This is a genomic window from Streptomyces sp. IBSBF 2435 (assembly GCF_036815005.1).
Taxonomy (GTDB): Bacteria; Actinomycetota; Actinomycetes; order Streptomycetales; family Streptomycetaceae; genus Actinacidiphila.
Map to the genome: position 1 here is coordinate 6,920 of NZ_JAJSYW010000021.1, position 18,839 is coordinate 25,758.

General features: G+C 70.6%; 17 protein-coding genes. 15 read left to right on the plus strand and 2 right to left on the minus strand.

Going from position 1 to position 18,839, the window contains the following annotated elements; translation table 11 throughout:
* The 6 genes from V7E46_RS06380 to V7E46_RS06405 all read left to right on the plus strand — a co-directional run.
* Positions 1-718: ricin-type beta-trefoil lectin domain protein (locus tag V7E46_RS06380; protein WP_333767488.1), on the plus strand; the 718-nt coding region annotated here is incomplete at its 5' end.
* 683 nt (positions 719-1,401) lie between these two features.
* Entirely contained in the window at positions 1,402-1,749 is a 348-nt protein-coding gene (locus tag V7E46_RS06385) for a WXG100 family type VII secretion target (protein ID WP_333767489.1), read from the plus strand.
* Positions 1,750-1,778: 29 nt separating this feature from the next.
* A complete protein-coding gene (locus V7E46_RS06390; protein ID WP_333767490.1) occupies positions 1,779-2,078 on the plus strand; it encodes a WXG100 family type VII secretion target in 300 nt (99 codons plus the stop codon).
* Positions 2,075-3,478: a hypothetical protein gene (locus V7E46_RS06395; RefSeq protein ID WP_333767491.1), complete on the plus strand. Its 1,404-nt coding sequence runs from the start codon at positions 2,075-2,077 to the stop codon at positions 3,476-3,478. Before V7E46_RS06390 ends, V7E46_RS06395 begins: the two co-directional genes overlap by 4 nt.
* A gap of 51 nt (positions 3,479-3,529) precedes the next feature.
* Positions 3,530-4,009 carry a hypothetical protein gene (locus V7E46_RS06400; protein ID WP_333767492.1) on the plus strand — a complete coding sequence of 160 codons (480 nt, stop codon included), beginning with the start codon at positions 3,530-3,532 and terminating at the stop codon, positions 4,007-4,009.
* Between the two features lie 198 nt (positions 4,010-4,207).
* Entirely contained in the window at positions 4,208-4,615 is a 408-nt protein-coding gene (locus tag V7E46_RS06405; RefSeq protein WP_333767493.1) for an SRPBCC family protein, read from the plus strand.
* A gap of 23 nt (positions 4,616-4,638) precedes the next feature.
* Here the strand turns inward: V7E46_RS06405 and V7E46_RS06410 are convergent, their stop codons facing one another.
* A complete protein-coding gene (locus V7E46_RS06410) occupies positions 4,639-4,869 on the minus strand; it encodes a hypothetical protein (protein ID WP_333767494.1) in 231 nt (76 codons plus the stop codon).
* Positions 4,870-4,926: 57 nt separating this feature from the next.
* Here V7E46_RS06410 and V7E46_RS06415 point away from each other — a divergent pair, with 57 nt between their 5' ends.
* Complete coding sequence (locus V7E46_RS06415; protein WP_333767495.1) at positions 4,927-5,091, plus strand: hypothetical protein; 165 nt, start codon at positions 4,927-4,929, stop codon at positions 5,089-5,091.
* A 171-nt stretch (positions 5,092-5,262) separates the two neighbouring features.
* On the plus strand, positions 5,263-5,907 hold the full coding sequence (locus V7E46_RS06420; RefSeq protein WP_333767496.1) for a dihydrofolate reductase family protein: 645 nt from the start codon (positions 5,263-5,265) through the stop codon (positions 5,905-5,907).
* 217 nt (positions 5,908-6,124) lie between these two features.
* On the opposite strand, the gene V7E46_RS06425 is transcribed toward V7E46_RS06420, so the two are convergent.
* Positions 6,125-6,565, minus strand: coding sequence for a hypothetical protein (locus V7E46_RS06425; protein ID WP_333767497.1), 441 nt, complete (start codon positions 6,563-6,565; stop codon positions 6,125-6,127).
* A 452-nt stretch (positions 6,566-7,017) separates the two neighbouring features.
* Between V7E46_RS06425 and V7E46_RS06430 the strand changes: the two genes are divergently transcribed.
* The 7 genes from V7E46_RS06430 to V7E46_RS06460 all read left to right on the plus strand — a co-directional run bounded on the left by V7E46_RS06430 (position 7,018) and on the right by V7E46_RS06460 (position 18,753).
* Complete coding sequence (locus V7E46_RS06430) at positions 7,018-7,683, plus strand: vWA domain-containing protein (protein WP_333767498.1); 666 nt, start codon at positions 7,018-7,020, stop codon at positions 7,681-7,683.
* Positions 7,684-7,718: 35 nt separating this feature from the next.
* A complete protein-coding gene (locus tag V7E46_RS06435) occupies positions 7,719-9,140 on the plus strand; it encodes a protein kinase domain-containing protein (RefSeq protein ID WP_333767499.1) in 1,422 nt (473 codons plus the stop codon).
* Positions 9,137-12,559: a DEAD/DEAH box helicase gene (locus tag V7E46_RS06440; protein WP_333767500.1), complete on the plus strand. Its 3,423-nt coding sequence runs from the start codon at positions 9,137-9,139 to the stop codon at positions 12,557-12,559. The genes V7E46_RS06435 and V7E46_RS06440 overlap by 4 nt, the downstream gene beginning before the upstream one ends.
* Positions 12,543-13,976, plus strand: coding sequence for a hypothetical protein (locus tag V7E46_RS06445; protein ID WP_333767501.1), 1,434 nt, complete (start codon positions 12,543-12,545; stop codon positions 13,974-13,976). Before V7E46_RS06440 ends, V7E46_RS06445 begins: the two co-directional genes overlap by 17 nt.
* Before the next feature lie 9 nt (positions 13,977-13,985).
* Positions 13,986-16,370 carry a hypothetical protein gene (locus V7E46_RS06450; protein ID WP_333767502.1) on the plus strand — a complete coding sequence of 795 codons (2,385 nt, stop codon included), beginning with the start codon at positions 13,986-13,988 and terminating at the stop codon, positions 16,368-16,370.
* A complete protein-coding gene (locus tag V7E46_RS06455; protein ID WP_333767503.1) occupies positions 16,367-18,301 on the plus strand; it encodes a DUF2357 domain-containing protein in 1,935 nt (644 codons plus the stop codon). Before V7E46_RS06450 ends, V7E46_RS06455 begins: the two co-directional genes overlap by 4 nt.
* Positions 18,302-18,519: 218 nt before the next feature.
* Positions 18,520-18,753, plus strand: a complete 234-nt coding sequence (locus tag V7E46_RS06460) for a hypothetical protein (protein ID WP_333767504.1) — start codon at positions 18,520-18,522, stop codon at positions 18,751-18,753.
* Positions 18,754-18,839: the final 86 nt, after the last annotated feature.

Below are 18,839 nucleotides of genomic sequence, written 5' to 3' on the forward strand. Positions count from 1 at the left end.
GGCGGGCGACGACACCGGCGGCGACGGCACCGCGGTCCAGCTGTGGGACTGCCAGTCGGCGGCCAAGGACCAGCACTGGACCTGGAGCGGCCAGACCCTCCAGACCCTCGGCAAGTGCCTTGACATCGCCGGCGGCAACAGCGCCGCGGGTACGAAGCTGCAACTCGCGACATGCAACACCAGCGGCTACCAGGCCTGGGTACGGCAGACCGACGGCTCGCTGCGGAACCCGGCCAGCGGCCGGTGCATCGACTCGCCCTCGGGCGCCACCGCGAACGGCACGCGGCTGCAGATCTGGGACTGCAACGGCGCCGCCGCCCAGAAGTTCGCCATCGGCACCCCGGTCTACGGTCCTGGCGGCAAGTGCGTCGACGTGGCGGGCGACGACACCGGCGGCGACGGCACCGCGGTCCAGCTGTGGGACTGCCAGCAGGCGACCGCGCTCGACCAGAAGTGGACCTGGAACGGCCAGACCCTGCGCACCCTGGGCAAGTGCCTCGACATCGCCGGCGGCGTCAACGCGGCGGGCACGAAGCTCCAGTTGGCCACGTGCAACGGCGGGGGCTACCAGAACTGGGTCGCCAACGCCGACGGTTCGATGTCCAACCCGACCACGGGCCGGTGCGTCGACTCGCCCTCGGGCGCCACCGCGAACGGCACGCAGTTGCAGATCTGGGACTGCAACGGCTCCGGAGCCCAGAAGTTCGCCCTGGCGTGAGGGGGACGAGGGCCTCGGGCCGGGCCGTCTGAACCGCACCGGCCAAGTCGTAGCAATCGGGTCGGCCAAGGGAGCAGCCAGCCCCGCTCCCTTGGCCGACCCGCGCCATCCCCGCCGCAGCCGCGGTCACGACCCGGCCCATCCGCCGCGGCACGCGCCGCTCAGCTGTCCGAGAAGAAGCCGTCGGCGTCCACGACGAGTTGGCTGGTCCCCCTGCGCCGGCGAAGGAGACCGCACCCGCCGTGCCCTTTCCGGCGAAGGTGAGTTTGGCGACCGTAGCCCCGGCACACTGCCAGTTCACCGTGGAGGTCACCAGTGCGGCGGGCCCGGCGGGACAGACGGCCCGAAAGCCCGCTGAAATGGTGGCGGGTCCGAGGCCCTGACCGACGATGCCGAGTAAGACCCGAGCCAACGGAAGCCGAGTCGATCGCAGCCGAACAGGCACGTGCTGACCTGCGGCAGGCCGGTGCCCGGCCGGGTCCGGCATGGCCGCACCCTTGGTGGCAGATGCGAGCCCGGGCCCACGGTCGAGGTCCGCCTGACGTGAAGGGTGTGGGGCACGCACGCCCACCCCGTCCTTGCCGCCTCACAAGACGGCTTTGACCCTTCCTTTACCATATGTCCCAACCGGTCGGGGTGTGGAGGTGCCACGATCGGGAGAGGACTTCCGGGGGAGGCGGGCCATGACGGAGCCGTTGCTGAGGCTCACTGCGGACGAGCTGACGGGCCTCGCAAACGAGATGAGTACGGCCGAGGGACTGTTGGAAGCGCTGGAGCGTCGGCTCACTGCGCTCGCCGAGACCGCCGAGGCCTGCTGGCTGAGCGGCGCAGCATCGGAATACCACGACATCCATCGGCGGGTGACCGGCGATACGGGGACGGTCCGACGGACTCTGGCCTTCGTCAGAGAGGCGGTCGAACTGAGCCGCGACGGGTTCAGTGCACAGGATCTGGAGACGCTGGACTCCTTCCGCGAATTGCACGTGGAACCGTCGGCGCCGCCGCCGCACAGCAGGGTGGCGGACCTCTGACGGTTCCGGCGCAGGGAGGGGAGTACGCGATGACACCGCGTCTGAAAGTGGAGTTGGCCGCATTAGCCGAGTTGAGCGGCGAGCTGTCGGGCCAGGCCGACAACCTGGAGAGCCTGCTGGCCCAACTGGACGCAGGCATGAAGCGCTTCGAAAGCTCGTGGGAGGGAGAGGCGCGGAACCGGTTCGGCACGGTATTCGCCCAGTGGCGGCAGGCGTCGAGTGACCTGCACAAGGCGCTGAGCGACATGCACCACGTCACGAACACGGCGCACGGCAACTACCACGGCGCCGAGACGGCGAACCTGCGAATCTGGGCTGGCAGCACGTGAGTTGGGGTGAGCCGAGCGGCCCCATCGACGTCACTCCGGCGGATCTTGACGCGGCGGCGACGACCTTCGCCGGCGGCCAGTCTTGTCTTGACGGCATCGCCGACACGCTGGGTTCGGCGCTGCGGGACGCGTCGGGCATGGCGGGCGACGACAAGTACGGCAAGCAGTTCGCGAAAGGGTACGACCCGGCGGCCAAGGCGCTGTTCCGAACGATATCCGCGGCGGTCCGGGCCATCGGCCAGTCGGCGGAGGGTCTGGTGCGTACGGCGAACAACTACTCTAAGGCCGACCACCACTCCAACCCGAGAGCGGGCAAGGGCGCACCGCAGCTCTTCGGCTGGCCCGACGTCGTTGACGACGTCACGTACCCCGATCCGCCCACCGCGATCGGCGGCGGCAGCAACCACTGGCCGCCGCCGATCGGCAAGTACTGGGTCAACGGCCACCAGGACAGGCTCCGCAATGCCGCGGCGGCCTTCCGTACTGCCGCGACGGACATCAACGGCCTCGGGGTGAGCCTGCACTTACAGGTGCAGGCAATCACCGACGTCAACACCAGTGGCGCCATCTCCGCGATGGCCGCCTTCTGGGGACAGATCTGGAAGGACGGCGATCCGGGCGGCTCGGCCCCACTGTCCACCGCCTACCTGGCCTGCACCCAACTCGCCTCCGTGTGCGAGAAGTTCGCCCGCGCCATCGACGAGGCGCACAGCGAGTTCGAGCACAAGATGTCCGAGGCCGGCATCACCATGGGCATCACCACCGCTCTCGGCGTCATCGGCACCGTCTTTACGTTCGGCGGTTCCGACGCCGGAGCCGCGGCCCTGGACGCCGGAGAGGCCGCCGCCCTGTTCGCCTCCGTCGACACCGTCATGGACGCCACCCTGGCCGACTACGCCGCCGAGGGCCTGGCCGAACTGGAGACCGTGCTCGCCTCCGCCGCCGAGAACGTCCCCGAGATCGAGGCAGTGGACGCCGAGACGGTGGAGGTCAGCCAGGCCCTGGACCGCGAGATGGCCCAGGCGGAGGCCAAGAGCGGCGGCTCAGGAGGAGGGGGCGGTGGAAGAGGAGGCGGAGGCACGCCGCCCGAGGAGGGGCCTCCCGCCCCCGACGGACCTGAGCCGTGGGGCACCAGCGATTCCGACGTCGTCGCCGACCGCATCGTCAATCACGCCCCGGGCCGCGACATCCCCGGCGTCGAAGAGGAAGACCTGCCGGAATACCTCGAGAACATCATGAACAAGCCGGGCTACCGGTTGCGGCCCACGCCGAACAGCTCTCCTCGCATGGCGTGGTGGGACGAGGACACGCAGACCGTGGTGATCCGCGAAGGCAACGGCGGGACGTTCTTCCAGCCCTCCGACGGCTATCCCTACTTCGCGAAGCTCCTTCTCGAATGACCGGCCGCCCTTCCCGGCTACCCTTTCACCTCACCGCACGAAAGGTCAGCGATGTCCCCGCTTTCCACCCCGGTCGCCGACGCCTGCTTCTCCTCGCTCTCCCACGCCGCCGCAGAAGCGATTGCCGCTCTCGACGCGGTGGCCCTGCGCGAGCAGAAAGCCCGCATGGCCCCCTGGGCCGCCGAGAAGCTGAGGGAGGCGACCAACAGCGTGCCGCGCCGCAGCCGGGAGTGGGAGCGCCTCACGGCGCGCATCGTGCACGACTGGCCCCCGGACGGCACCTACCTCGTGGACGAGTACGTCAACGACCTGGCGACCCGGGACACGCTGGAACGCACCAAACACGAGCTGCCGGCTTCCGCGGCCACCGAGTTCACGGCCATGTTGACGCGGCTCGACGATGCCTTCCGCGAGGTCACCGTCGACGACGGTGGCGCGTCGATCGCCTGGCGGACGAACGCGTCCGAGCCCGACCTCGCACAGCGTCCGTGGTGGTGGCACCGCCGCCCGGTGAACGCACCGTGGACATGATGTCCCCACAGCCGTGGAGCGCACGCCGATCCATACGAACGGTGCGTAGTCGCCGGCCGATCCACCGTCGAGGGGCGATGGTGAGCGACGCGTCGGATGTCTCGGCGAGCCCGGCGGGCAGGGTCAAGCTCCGCCGGCCGGCCGCCATGGCCGATTCGTTCAAGACGGCGTCAGCAGCGGCCCGATAGCGTCGCGGCCATGGAAACCACGGCTTCGGGCTCTCGGCACATCAGCAGGCATATCGATCGGCCTGCCCAGCAGGTCTACGACTACGCCTCGAATCCGGCCAACCTCCCCGGGTGGGCTTCCGGGCTGGCCGGGGACATCGACAGGGTCGGGGGGCAATGGATCGCCGAGTCACCCATGGGGCGGGTCGTGGTCGTCTTCGCGGACAGGAACGAGTTCGGCGTACTCGACCACCACGTCACCTTGCCCTCGGGCGAAACCGTCTACAACCCCGTGCGGGTCATCGCGGACGGCGCCGGGTGCGAGGTGCTGTTCACGCTGCGCCGGCAGCCGGGGATGAGTGACGAGGTCTTCGAACACGACGCGGATACCGTCGCCGCCGACCTCGCCGCACTCAAGAACGCGGTGGAGCGCGCGTAGCCGCGGGCCGGGTGGTGTCCCGTCTAGCGGAGGTGGGAGACGATTGCTCCGGCGAATTCCACCGCCAGGCCGACCGTGCCCGGTCCCTTCGGGGCGCCCGCACCGAATGAGGCGACGATCAGCCGGAAGGAATGCCCGGCGCCGACATCGACGACCATGAAAGCGGAGTCGTCACGCTGGTAGGTGCCCGCCCGGGCGCCGTGCCCGGGGACCGTCTTGCGGGTGAGGTCCCGGAAGCGGGCGTCCTCCGTCACGTCGGTCGAGGTGTACGGCCCACCGGCCCGTGGAGCCCCAAGCGCGCCGCCCACGTCGTGGCCAAAGTCCGCCGCCGCCTGAGCAGCGAAGCCGCCATCACCGGCCTCCTCGGAGACGACGTCCCCCCGCCGGTCGGCAACGCCCTCAACCACAACCTCATCACCGACCTGTTCCTCACCACCACGATCACCAAGGCCGACCTGCGGCTGCCGGGCGAATAACCCCCCTCCCCCCGGCGCCTTCCGCGTCACGGCCACCCCGCCGAGCCGGCCGCGCGCTGACGCGCCCCGAAAAAAGCGGTGGCCCGCTGTCGATCCGGCCGGGTCCCGTTCGACGCCATGATGTGCGGCGCCCGCCGCACGACGACGCGACAGGTCCGGACAGGGAAACCCATGAGTCAACTACTGAGAGTAATGAATTTCACCGTATCGAGTGACGGCATCGGCGCCGGAGAGGATCAGACACTGGAGCGGCCGTTCGGCCATGTCGATCCCGGGCGGCTGTTCGCCTGGGCAGGCGCCACGGCGAGCTGGCCCATGCGCACCGACGCCGGGGGCAGCCGGGGCATCGACGACTACTTCACGCGGGACTTCGCACGCGACATCGGCGCCGAGATCATGGGCCGCAACAAGTTCGGTCCGCAGCGCGGGCCGTGGCAGAACCACGAGTGGCAGGGCTGGTGGGGCGACGAACCCCCCTTCCACACACCGGTCTTCGTCATGACCCACCACAAGCGACCGTCGTTCGCGCTCTCGGACACCACCTTCCACTTCGTCGACGGCGACCCGTCCGCGGTCCTCGAACAGGCACGGGAAGCGGCGCGGGGCAAAGACGTCCGGCTCGGCGGCGGGGTCGGCACCATCCGGCAGTTCCTCGACGCCGACCTCGTCGACACCATGCATATCGCGGTCTCTCCGGTGAAGCTCGGATCCGGACTGCACCTGTGGCAATCGCCGGACGAGCTGCTCGACCGCTTCCACCTGGAGGTCGTGCCCAGCCCGAGCGGCATGACACACCACCTGTTCTGGCGAAAGTGACGCGGGGACCCGGCCGGGTTCCGTCCCGCCATAGCGCCGACGTCAGGCGCTGTGGCGGGCGGGCTTCTTCGCCAACCAGAACTCCGCGTGCAAGCTTCGGGCACACTTCACCATCGACGAGGTCTCCCGCCACTTCGACATCGCCTGGCACCGCCCGACCGGGCACGACGTCGGTCGCAGAGGGAGTCCACCGGCGAGACGGCCGCTTTCTCCTAGGTCAGCTGTAGGTCAACGCGGTGACAGAGCAGTAGCGGACGAACGGCCCGGGATAGACGTACATGTCCTGGCAGTTCCCGTTCGCGCTGATGGTGGACGTGCCCGGCACGATGCTGTAGCGGTAGCCCTCCCAGTACGGTGTCTGCGTTTCGTTGTCGCAGAAGCCGGTGTTGATGGCGAGGGCGCTGGCGCTGGCGGGTATGGAGACGGTGAAGTACTTGGTGTTGCCGGACGCGTAGCTCGAGCCGCTGGGGTAGTACCAGCCGGAGCCGTTGTCCACGCTCAGGCCGTACGGCAGGCCCGAAGAGCAGCTGAGGGCTACGTTGAACGTGCGCATGGTGTCGGCCGAGGCGGACTGGGGTGCGGCGAGTGCGATGAGCACGACGGCGGCCGTCGCCGAGGAGAGCGCGATCAGTCTCTTGCGTAAGCGTTCGGCGATCATGGGTGGACCGTTGTCCCTTCGGTGGTGACTCCTGCCGTGACTCGTTGACGGGAAAGGCCCCACAGGATCATGGGAGCGCTCCCATCGCTGCGATACGCAGTGTTGGCGCTCGCCGGCGACACGTCAAGGCGTTGCACCGAAGCGGTGCGCACGGGGCGCGCAGAGTCGCCAGGGCCATGCGCGGAGATCAGCGGCTCCGGGCCGCGGCCGACCTTCGCCCGAGTGCGAGACGGCGGCCTCCTCCGATCACGGATCACCAGCCACCGGCCGGCATCGCGGCGGGCCGCCGGCCCGGGCGCCCCCAGGCCGGCCGGTGCTTTTTCGCTGTGATCGGACACCGCCCAGTGTGATTCGTAGTACCTTGTCACTCTCAGCAGGAGGCTCATACCGCAGCTAAACACTGCAAAATTGCACCGCTGAGGTGAGGTCGACAGGGGGACACCGTGGGTGCCGTGCCACGTTTCATGGCCGCGAAGGCGCGTCCGTTACCGGTGCTCGTGCTGGCCGACGTGAGCGGCAGCATGGGCGAGCCGAAAGAGAAGATCGATGTACTCAACGAGTGCATCCGCCGCATGCTCGACGACTTCGCGGCTGCGGATGTCGGGCGAGGCACCATCCACGTCGGAGTGATCGCCTTCAGCCAGGACGGGGCCGTCCTGCACCAGAGGCTGGTACCCGCGGCCGAGGCCTCGTGGTCCGACATGCAGGCCCGCGGCGGCACTCCGCTCGGCGCCGCCCTCAAGCTCGCCGACGCGGTTCTGCGTGATGAGTCGGCGGTGCCGGCGCGGGCGTTCTCCCCCACGGTCGTCCTGGTGTCCGACGGAATGCCCACCGACGACTGGGAAGAGGGTCTAGAACTCCTTCTCGGCTCGCCGAAGGGCTCCAAGGCCAACCGGCTCGCGGTGGCCATCGGTCCGGACATGACCGAGCAGGCGAAGGCCGTACTCGGCCGTTTCGTCAGTGACGAGGCCGGCGGCGTGTTCGAAGCGCAGGACATCGGACGCATCCAGCAGTACTTCCGCTGGGTCACGGTCACCGTCACGCAGCGCGCTCTGAGCACCCGTCCGGATCGGACGCCGGTACTGAACCCGGAGGACCTTTCGGACTTCGGGGCCTGAGCCGCCCGAACCACGCGGCGAGAGGAGTACGGCCAGTGGCGTCGCACTGGGATCTCGGCGGCTTACTGCGGCCCGTCGAGGACGAGTACCACCAACTGTGGCCGCTGTCCCACGCGATCGGGATCGGGGGCCAGGGCGAGGTGTGGCTTGCCCGCGGCGGCCGCACCGCGGTCAAGTTGATCGCCGCCCCGACCCAGGAGGCAGCAGATGTCGTCCACGCGCGATTGCGCCGCATTCAGCGCCTGCCTCTGGACGGTATCCCGCTGGCCGGTGTGCTCGCCCTCCTCGCCCCGCCGAAGCTCGGCTATGTGATGGAACTGGCCGACGAGATGGTCTCGCTGGACACCCTGTGCGTCCCCGACGAGGAGGACCTGGCAGCGTGGTATCTCCGAACCGGCGGCCTGGAGCGCCGGCTGCGGCTGCTGGCCAAACTCGCGGACGCCGTGGCCCGGCTCCACGCGCGCGCCATCGTGTACCAGGACCTGTCGCCCGCGAACGTACTCGTGTCGGCCGCTCGCGAACAGCTGGAGATCCGGCTCATCGACGTGGACAACCTCGGTCTGGCCTCGACTGCCGAGTCCGCGCCTGTGCACACGCCGGGGTACGGGGCGCCGGAGATCGTGTCCGGGCGAAGCGGGGCCACGACGCTCTCCGACGCGCACTCACTGGGCGTGCTGATATTCGAGACCCTGACGGCGAGCCATCCGTTCCGGGGCGACGAGGTTCTCGACTCCGACCCCGACTACCAGCATGAATACGCGGACCGCTTCCGTCTGCCGTGGATCGACCACCCCGCGGACCGCACCAACGAGTGCACCGTGGGCATCACGCCCCGGCAGGAACTGCTCTCAGGCCACCTGTGGGATCTCTCGGCAGCCTGCTTTGTGGCCGCCGTGGCCGACCCGCTGCGTCGGCCGACCGCCGCGCGCTGGGCCGCGGCTCTCCACTCCGCGGCCGGACAGACCGTCGAGTGCCCGGAGTGCGGGTGGACCTACCGTGCCGCCGCCCGGTCCTGTCTTTTGTGCCGGCGGCCCACGGGGCGGGTCTGGGTGCTGCGCCACGGGCTGACGGGACCCGTGGGCACCGAACCCGATGACCGGTCGGAAGCCGGTGACGACATCCCCGGTGTCGGGATGGCGCAGGTACCGCTGCCGGACTTCACCGTGCTGCGCCCGGGTGCGGACACGGTGCTGACCGCCCGGCACACCTCACCGGCCCCCGAGCAGCCCGACGCGGCCGTCGCCCGGCTGCGGTTGCGTGACGGGTACGTCTCCGTCCTGAACCTCGCACGCGCCAGCATGTGGCTCGATCAGCAGGACGGGCGGCCCTGGCGGGAGATCAGCCAGGGGAGTCAGGCCACCGCCCCTGTCGACGGCCGCCCCTGGACACTCCATTTCGGGGAGCACGGGGCCGTCCACCGCTGGGTGGGCCTGACCGCTCTGGAGGTGAAGGGGTGAGCACCCGTCCCAAGGGACCTGCCATGCCGGCCCGCATGCCGGGAGAGCCGCTCTTCGTGTCGCTTGTCTGGCATCGGATTCCCCAGGGGCTCGCTGATCGGACGATTCCCGACGGCGGCGAGGTCCGCCTCTACCGCCGGCCCACCGGCCAGCTCGATCTGGTCACCGACCAGGCGACTTTCGGCGTCAGGCCCGCGAGCCCCGAGGACGGGCGGAAGATCGACGAGGTCGAGGCGGCGGGGTCCAGCTGTGTGGCGGTGGCCGCTCATCCTGTCCAGCCCCGGTCCCCCTCCACCGCGACACCGCGGCAGCCCCACGGCCGCCGTTCCGGGCAGCCCGGGCCTCCGGCGCCCCCTGCCGGCGAACCGTTCACCTTGCGGGTGCACGTCTACGCGCCCGCCGTCGCGCTGGCGGTGGCGCTCAGTTCAGGACTGCTGCTCGACATCGACGACACCGTGCTGGAGAAGGTCGCGGAGTACGGGGACCGGGCGGACACCGCCGGCGTCGGGACGGCCATGGAGTTCCTGAGGCGTGAGCTGCTCCTGGAGCCCCGCCACGGCGCCACCGCGGGCGCGTGGCGCATGGTGGTCTCGGCCGGGGCGGCCGGGACCTTCGAGACCGGCTTCCGCGTGCACGGTCCGGGGCTCATGGCCGACGTGGAGAGGCACAGCGACGGCTACCGCGTCGTGCGCCTCCTCAGCTCGGTCCACGACCGGCAGGGCGCCGGCCGGAAAGCACTCGCGGTCGGTTCCATCGGCTTCCGCGACATGACCGCCAGGCAGCTCCACCGCGAGCGGATCCAGCAGGGACTCGCCCTGGTCGGGGGCCAGAACAGCTACCTGGCGATGTGGGAGAGGTACCAGGAGCTGGAGGCCCGCCATATCAGGGGGCGGATCCGCGATTTCGGGACCGTCAGGTACGGCGACGTCAAGGTCGAGCCCGACGGCCGCTGCACCTTCACCGTGGACCTGAACCGTGCGCTGCCGCGTACCCGGGCGGCCCTGGAGAACACGACCGGGGTCGAACGTATGGAGATCGAGGCGGCGCGAGAGGTGCCGGCCTCGGTGACGGACACGGCAATGACCGATCGCGAGTGGCTGATGGCCTCTCGCGCGCAGAAGGTACAGGCGTGGGTCGGTGAGCCGCTCAGCTACGACCCCGTCACCGAGACCCTGCGGGTCGCCGCGACCCTCAACGACCAGCACGACCCGCCTCGGCAGGGATGGCTCTACTTCTCGCACCGCGGTGACCAGCGCCGCCTCGACCGGCGCGAGCAGGCCATGCAGAAGCTGCGCACGGACGGGACACATATTCCCGCGCTTCCGACCCTGTTGGAGGGCGGCTACTGGCCGCAGGGGCCGCGACGGCGGACAACCGAACTCTCCCGGGCCGCACTCGACTGCTTCGCTCCCCACGGGCCGACACCGGCGCAGAGGGAAGCGGTGCTCACCGCCCTGAACACCCCTGACGTTGCGATCATCCAGGGGCCGCCCGGTACCGGCAAGACGCAGGTCATCGCGGCACTGGTCAACCAGCTGGGAGACCTGGCCCAGGGAGGGGACGTCGCCGGCAGCACCCTGCTGACGAGTTTCCAGCATGCCGCGGTGGACCACCTCGTCACCCGCGGCTGGGTCTTCGGGCTGCCTCCGCTCAAAGTGGACTCCCGAGGACGAGGCAGCAAGGTCGCGCTGGACACCTGGCGTATCGACGCGGCGCGGGCGGCCGACCTGCGACTGCGCGAGCGCCCGGCGGGACGCCACTTGGCCGCGCAGCGAGCTGCCGCCGAGTTCGCCGCCATCTACCGGGTGGCACCGGTCCCGCCCGAGTTCCTCGCTCCGTTCCTCGACCAGGTTCGTGCTCAGATCGGCGACATCGCAGAGCCGGCACTGCTCGCGGAGCTGCGCAGCCACCGCGACAGGGCCGAGGAGGTCAGGACCCGGGCCGCCGCCATGGCCGATCCCGACGTCCGCGCCGACCTCGTGCCGTACGTGAGAGCGCTGCGCTGCACGGCGACCGGCTTCCACGACGACGGGCCGGCCACGGCCCGGGCACTGCTGACACGGCTCGAACTCGTCGAGCCTCCGCTGCTGGACGGCATCGCGTACCGGAAGGCGCTGCGTGCCGCGATCAGTACGACATCACCGCCACCCGAGCTCCTCGACGAGCTCGCCGCCGTGCGGGACGAGGTCCTTGACCGCCTCACCGTCCGGTTGCGGCTGCCGGAGATCACCGTCGCCGACCCCGCTGTCGTCGACCTCCTCGACACGCTCGCGTCACACCTCGCGGAAGCGGTGACCCGGTCCCCCGATGCCATAGCGGCAGCACTGCTCGAATACCGCGACGATCTGCGCAGCGACCCGGAGGGCGTCGACGAGACCCTGCGCGCCTACACCGTCTCGCTCGCGTCGACCTGCCAGCAGGCGGTGTCCAAGGCCATGGTCGACGCCGGCCGCCAGAACGGAGTCTTCGAATCCGTCGTCGTCGACGAGGCGGCTCGGGCCAACCCGCTCGACCTGCTCATCCCCCTCGCCCAGGCCCGCCGACGGATCGTGCTGGTCGGGGACCACGCCCAGCTTCCGCACATGCTGGAGCCCGACGTGGAGCGCGAACTGGGCTCGCAGGGCGACGATGTCCGTGACCGGTTGCAGGAAAGCCTGTTCCAGCGCCTGGCCAGGCAGTGGGAGAACGTCTCGCCCGACGGACATTCCCGGTTCGTCCGTCTCGACAAGCAGTTCCGCATGCATCCGGTACTGGGCACCTTCGTCAGTGACAACTTCTACGACGGCACCCTGAGCAACGGCCGCGAAGCGGCCGACTTCCGCCACGGAATCGACCGCTACGGGGAGGTCCCGGCCGTGTGGATCTCCGTGCCGCGGTCCGCCGGCCGAGAAGCCCAGCGGGGAAAGAGCCGTGCCCGCCAGGCCGAAGCCGCGGTCATCGCGAGGGAGGTGGCCGCGCTGATCGAGCAGCACCCGAGCCTGACGTTCGGAGTCATCTCGTTCTACTCGGCCCAGGTCACCGAGGTCTGGAAGGAACTGAAGAAGGTCGGGCTCGCCGAGTTCACGGACACGGGCGGATGGCGCCCCGTACCGCGGCTGTGCCGTGACGAGCACGGCGCCCCGCTGGACCGCTTGCGGGTCGGCACCGTCGATGCCTTCCAGGGGATGGAGTTCGCCGTCACCTACCTGTCCACGGTGCGCAGTTGCGAGCCGGCCGGAAGGACCGACGCGAGGCGCGCGTACGGACACCTGACCGTCATCAACCGGCTGTGCGTGGCCATGAGCCGCCAGCAGAGGCTGCTGGCCGTGGTCGGTGACGACGACATGTTCGGGGCCGATCACCCGGATGCTGTCAAACCCCTCGCCGCGTATCTGGACCTCTGCCGGAAGGGGGCGGACGGCCGTGTCCTTCGGCCCTGAGACCCCGGTCTTCCAGCTGGCCTATCCGCCCTCGTACGCCTACCGGCCGGTCCTGCTGCCGGTGTGGGTCTATCAGGTGACCGCTCCGACAGGCCATTCCCGCACGCTGGACGTCTTCCAGACGGTGACCCTGCGCCTGTGCGCCGCCGGGGTCCGGGACGTCGGCGACCTGTCCCGGCTCATCGGGCTGGACCGCGCCCTGTGCCGGACGGTGATCGCCCGGCTCGTGGAGGGGCGGTTGCTGGGCCCGGAGCTGAAGCCCACAGCGGCGGGACACAAAACGGTCGCTGACGGAGAGGTCGCCGAGACCGATCCGCGGTTGGTGCGCGTCTTCCAGGACCCCGCCACAGGCGCGCTGCTGCCTCGTATCCTCGTCTCCGACCCGGTGCGCGCGGACCTCCGCGGACACCGTGGCCGCTGGGTCACCATCCAGTTCGGCACCGCCGGCGCCTCCCGAGAGGTCGGCGCGCTGACGCTGCGTGGCGACGGCTACCCGATGCGCCCCGCGGAACGCGACGTCCTCGACGCCTGCCGGAGCCACGACATGGCAGCCCGGGGCATCCGCGCAGGTGGCCGGTCTTCGCACGACACGGCTCGGCGGATCGGGTTCCACGGCGCGGCGAACCCGGCCTACCTGGTGTGCTACGTCGTCGAGGGCGACGACGGATCCGGACGGATGTGGAGTGCCGAGGACCCCTTCGCGGTGGGCGGCGGACGTTTCCTCGCCGACCACCTCGCCGCCCGCACCGAGAACGACGAGCACTTGGGCCGGCTGATCGACGACGTGCTCGGGAGGAACCGCCGCGAACGGACCGCCGCCGCCCGCAAAGTCGACCGGGAACTCGCCGAGAGCGCTCGGGCGGACATCGTGAACATGCTCGGCGAGGACATCCGGGACCACCCGGAGGTCTTCACGCACCTTGCCGACATCGAGTTGTCGCTCGTCAAGGACACCGCGAGGGAGCGGGAGAACGCGGCACGCAACGCGATCCGCGTGTTCGAGTGCATCCTTCCCGCGCTCAACGAGCGATTCCCCGCGGGATTGCCGGCCTCCAAGGTGCCGGGCGTACGGGAGCGCGCGTTCGTCCTGACCGCCGAGCGTCTGGGGGCCACCTCCGTGCCGCCGGACATCCGCAGATACTGCGGCCACCCGGCCAAGGGGTTGGTGGGAGACATCGTCACAGCGGTCTGGGCGGCCGGGGCGAACGCGCACCACCCCTTCGCCACCTTCCTCCAGCACCGCCCTACGCTCCTGGAGGATCTCGACAGGTCCCGGATCCTGCGCAACAACGCCACGCACGGCTCCACCGGCGCCCCGCCTCAGGACGAACTCGAGAACATCCGGACTCTCGCCCACGAAGCAGCCCGCTACCTGCTCGGGCTGAGCGGGGGCCGACCATACCGAGCAAGAGGATGAACTGACGACATGGCGAAACGGCAGACCCGGACGCACGGCAAGCCCAGGAACGCGGCGGGGCCGGGCCAGCCTGCGGCTGCCCAGCGCACCGCGGCTGCGCGTACCCGTCAACCGGTTCCGGCGGCACCGGCCGCCGACGCCCAGGACGGGGCGAGTGTGGCGGCGCTTCTGGCGGAGATCCAGCAGGCGGCGGACGACACCCAGGCGGTCCTTGCGGCGGGTGACGGCTCCGGCGGTTCCGGAAGCACCACAGAAGACGCCTCCGCACTCGAACAGGCCTGGCAGCTCTACCGCTCACTCGCCGAGCGGCAAGCCGGGGCCGTCGAAGCCCTGGCCCTCCAGGGGGAGCGGTTACGTGCCGAGCGGGCGGAACTCGACGCCGCGGTCGCCCGCCAGGCGCAGGAGTCCGCGGAGCTCCAGCAGCAGCGCGCGACGCTCGACACCCGCACCGACCTCATCGACGGCAGGGAACGCGAGCTGTTCGACCGCGAGCAGGCGGTCGAAGCGGAATTCGCCCAGCGGCGTCTGAAGGCGGGCCAGGAGCTGGACGCGTGGATGGCCGACCAGCGAAGGGCGGCGGTGGAGGCCGCCGACAGCGAACGGCAGGCCTGGCAGACCCGGTGGAGCCAGGCACGGGACGGCCTGGCCGACGAGCAGAGGGCCCTGGACCGGCGTGAAGGCGATCTCGCCCGGCGCGAGCGGGATCTTCAGTCCGCCCGTCTTCGGCTGGAGGACGAGCTCGAGGATGCCGCCCGGCTCAAAGCCGCGCTCATGGAGCAGCAGGCCAGCCGCGCGGGCCGGCTGGAGCGTGAGGTGGCAAGCCGCACGGACCGGCTTGTCCAGGAAGGAGAGGAGACCCGGCGCAGGCTCTCCACCGCTACGGAGGGCTTCGCCCGGCTGAGCGCGCAGCTCGGAGAGTACGACGCCGCGCTTGCCTCACTCGGTGGCATGACCATGGACCAGGCGGTGGAGCGCCTGACGCAACTGCGCGCGGAGAACGCCCGCCTGCTGGAGGAGAACGCCTCCGCGCCGCGCGCTGACGCGCGCATGCTCGAACAGTTGAGGCAGCAGGTGGTCCAGCTCGCCGCGGACAACGAGGAACTGGTGCGAGAGCGCGGCGAGCTGGAGTCCGCCCTCCAACGCGACCGCATCGCTGTCAACGAGCGGCAGAACTACGTCGAGACGAACAACTGGCTGCGAGCCGCCAACAGCCAGCTCCAGCACCTGCTCACCGAGGAGGCGGCCAAACTCAACGCCACCGCGCAGGCAGGCAAGGACGGCAACGCCCTTCCGGCATGCTCGCGCATGGACCTGGACCTCGGCAGTCCGTCACCATCGGACCCGCGCGCGCCCGAACTGCCGGACCTCGCGGGCAGGATGCAGGCAGTCATCCATGAGCGGCTCGGACTCTCCTACCGGCTGTCGGACCTGCGGCTGGTCCTGGGCGGGATGGCCATGAGCCGCCTGCACCTCTTCCAGGGCATCAGCGGCATCGGCAAGACCGGCCTGGCCCGTGCGCTCGCCACCGCCTTCGGCAGCGGCAGCAGCGTGGCAGTGGTCCCCGTCCAAGCCGGCTGGCGGGACCCGCAGGACCTCATGGGCTACTACAACAGCTTCGACCGGACCTTCTACGAGTCGGAGTTCACCAAGGCCCTGTACCGCGCTCAGTGTCCCGCCTTCAGGGACCGGCCCTACTTCATCATCCTCGACGAGATGAACCTCTCCCATCCCGAGCAGTACTTCAGCGGCGTGCTGTCGGCCCTCGCCATCAGCGGCGAGCCCCGGCTCGCGCTGACCAGCGCGCCGGTCAGAAACCCTCCCGAACTGCTCATCGACGGCACGCACATCGCGATCCCGGAGAACGTCTGGTTCATCGGAACCGCCAACCACGACGAGACGACGGTCGGCTTCGCCGACAAGACCTACGACCGGTCCTTCGTACTGGAACTGCCGTGGCAGCATCCGGCCCTGCCGGATGCGCAGTCGGCTCCGGCGGAGCCCCTCGCGTACCGGGGCATCAGCCGGGCGTTCACCGAGGCGCAATCCACCTACGGCGCACAGGCCGACGGCGTCATCGACTTCCTCGACGCCCACTGGCGGGGCCGGCTCGCGGAGGAGATGCGGCTCGGGTGGGGCAACAGGCTCGAGCTGCAGATCAAGGAGTTCGTGCCCGTCGTCGTCGCCGCCGGGGGCAGCCCGGGAGAGGCGCTCGACCATCTCCTGGCCACCCGGATCCTGCGCTCGGTCCGGGGCCGCTACGACATCCACGCGGACACTCTCGAAAGGCTGCGTACCGATCTGGTCGACAGCCTGACGGCGTTCGACGGCGGCCACGTCCCCGCGGCGGTACAACGGCTGCTGGACGACGAGATACGCTCCCGCGGCCGCCGGTGAGCCGGGAACCGTCCGAGCCGGAGCCGGACTCCCTCGTGGTGCGTCATCTGCTGGCCCTGTCGAGCCGTCTCGCCGCCGGGGCGACGGGGCTCGACGAGTGGCTGGCCCTGCCGCCGATCGTTCTCGACGTCCACGACGAGACGGAGGCCCTGCCCGTGGAAGAGGCGTTCGAGCGCGGGTCCGGCGCACTCCACACCGTGTGCAACCGCCCGTACACGCGCCTGCGTACGGTCGAGGAGACCGTACCGACAGCTCAGGTGCGGTCCGTGGCAGCCGGCGCGGCGGCACGTCTGGCCGGCCACCCGGAGGACTGGGCATCGCGCACATTCGCCGGAGTCAGACCCGCACGGCTGCTGGCCCGCCGCAGCGAGGAGGACGTCGACATCTACGAGAACCGGGTGGCGGTCGCGATCCTCGACCTCATGCGGTCGCATCTCCAGCGGCGAATCGCCGGCATGAGGGACCTGAGCCGGATGGTGGGCGACGTACACGGACTCCTGATGTCCTCCGGGGAGAGCTCCTGGCGGGCCCGGCGCGACCTGACCGGGCTGCTTCGGAACATCGAGGACTCGAGCAAGCACCAGGCGGCTGTGGACGACCGCCTGGAGGCCCTCGAATCCTCCCTCGCGCACGTGGAGGTCATGCTCGGCTCACCGCTGGCCCAGGCGGTCGACCACAGGTCCTCGCCCCCGCGTGAACTGCACCCGACGAACCTGTTCGGCAACGACCCGCACTACCGCAGAGTGGCCCTGCTCTGGCAGGACTGCACGGCGATCGACGCGGCGCCGGCCGGGGATACGGACGGTACCCGCCGCGGGCAGGAACTCGGCGCGGCCTTCGAACGGTTCACCGCTCTGCTCCTGCTCCTCGCCTGCACGCTGCTCAAAGCGAGCCCGGAAGCCGGCCAGCCTGCTCCCGCGCCTGGCCGCACCGCCCGATTCATGCTCCGCGGCGCGCCGCTGTCGCTCCACTGGCGCTCCACGGGCGGCTTCGTCCTCGAATGGCGCGGGCGGCAGGCGCTGGGCGTCCTGCCGATCACGACCGATCTCTGCACCGCCCCTGACGTAGGTTCAGTCACCGCGTCGATCGATGACGTCCGCGGGCGCCGACCGCCGACCGGGTGCGAGAACGACCTGATCGTGTATCCAGGCGCGCTAGGCCCACGGCAGACGGCGGAGCCCGGCGTGGTCGAGGCCGCCTACCGGATCGGGCAGCTCCGCGACGGCGTGCCGGGGGAGCCCGCGGATGTCGCGCCCCTGTCGCCGTTGGACATCTTCAGCGTCAGCCGGCTGGTGCGGGCCGTCCAGTGGGCGACCCTGGGCGCCGACGCCCGCCGCTACCCGCGCACGGTGCCGGTCACCCTGGCAGAGCGGTCCGCCCTCGCCGACTGCGACTGGACCGAGGAGCGCCCTGACGCCGTCGCAGTCGTACGCCCCCCGCGCCCGGAGGAACTGGACCGGCTCCCGCTGATTCTCCAGGGGACGCGGGGGCGCTCCAGCGGGGGGCGGGCCGCCCGGGACGCGGCCCAACGACAACGTGCCGTGCGTGAGGCGCTGGAGGACGCAGCCGCCGAGGCCGAGCTTCTGGCCGTCTGCCCGGTGTGCGCCAAGCCCGGTGCGCAGCGGCAGACGGTCTTCGAACCACGCGAGGCAGGGGGGTTCGCCGCGGCGTGCTCCGCGTGCAGCACCCGGTGGGAGGTGCGGCGCTGCACGGTGTGCGGCGCCGGCTATCCGCTGCTCGACCCGGACAACCTCGCTGTTGCCGGGGGCCCCGAACCTCATCTCGACCGTCACGTCGGCGGTGCGGTTCTGGCTGTCCCCTGCTGGGCCGGACCTGGCACCAGTCAGTCGATCTGCCCGGCGTGCGGCACCTGCGGGCACGAGGGCCGAGTGCCCTTCTGCGCACGGGAGTGCGCGACGCGGAAGCTGTGAACGCGCTTCACGGGGCGAACCGGCTGGCCGCGCCCGCGGGGAGGGCTATGTGGCGTACGCCGCCGGGGCCGGCTCCTGCCCGGAACCGCGGGCAGGCGGGAGACTGACGGCGATCACCGTCCTCAAGCCTCGGGCGGACTGCGCGTCGCTGGCGAGCGGACGAGTCGACGCAGAGCATCACGCTGACCCCCACCGGCCTCCCCGAGCTGACGCTGGCGGTGCTGGCCGGCCTCCCCGACCGCGACCCGGCCGGCTGCCTCGGGTTCGTGGTCGATCTGGCCGGTGCCACGGCCGCCGAGGACTGGGACCGCATCCTCACCGGCCCCGGGGGGCCGATCACCGTATGGCCGGACACCGTGGGCATCCTGCGCGAGCGTGTCCCCGAGCACCCCGAACCCTCGGCGGGCCGGCGCACCCCGCACGGCCCACTCGACGTCTTCCCCCGCCCGTGACCGCCTGCTGATCCGCTCACCAGCCCCGTCGTCCGGAGCAGGTCGCTCCCGGACCGGGCTGGCAGTCAGCCGAGGCGCTTCCGAAC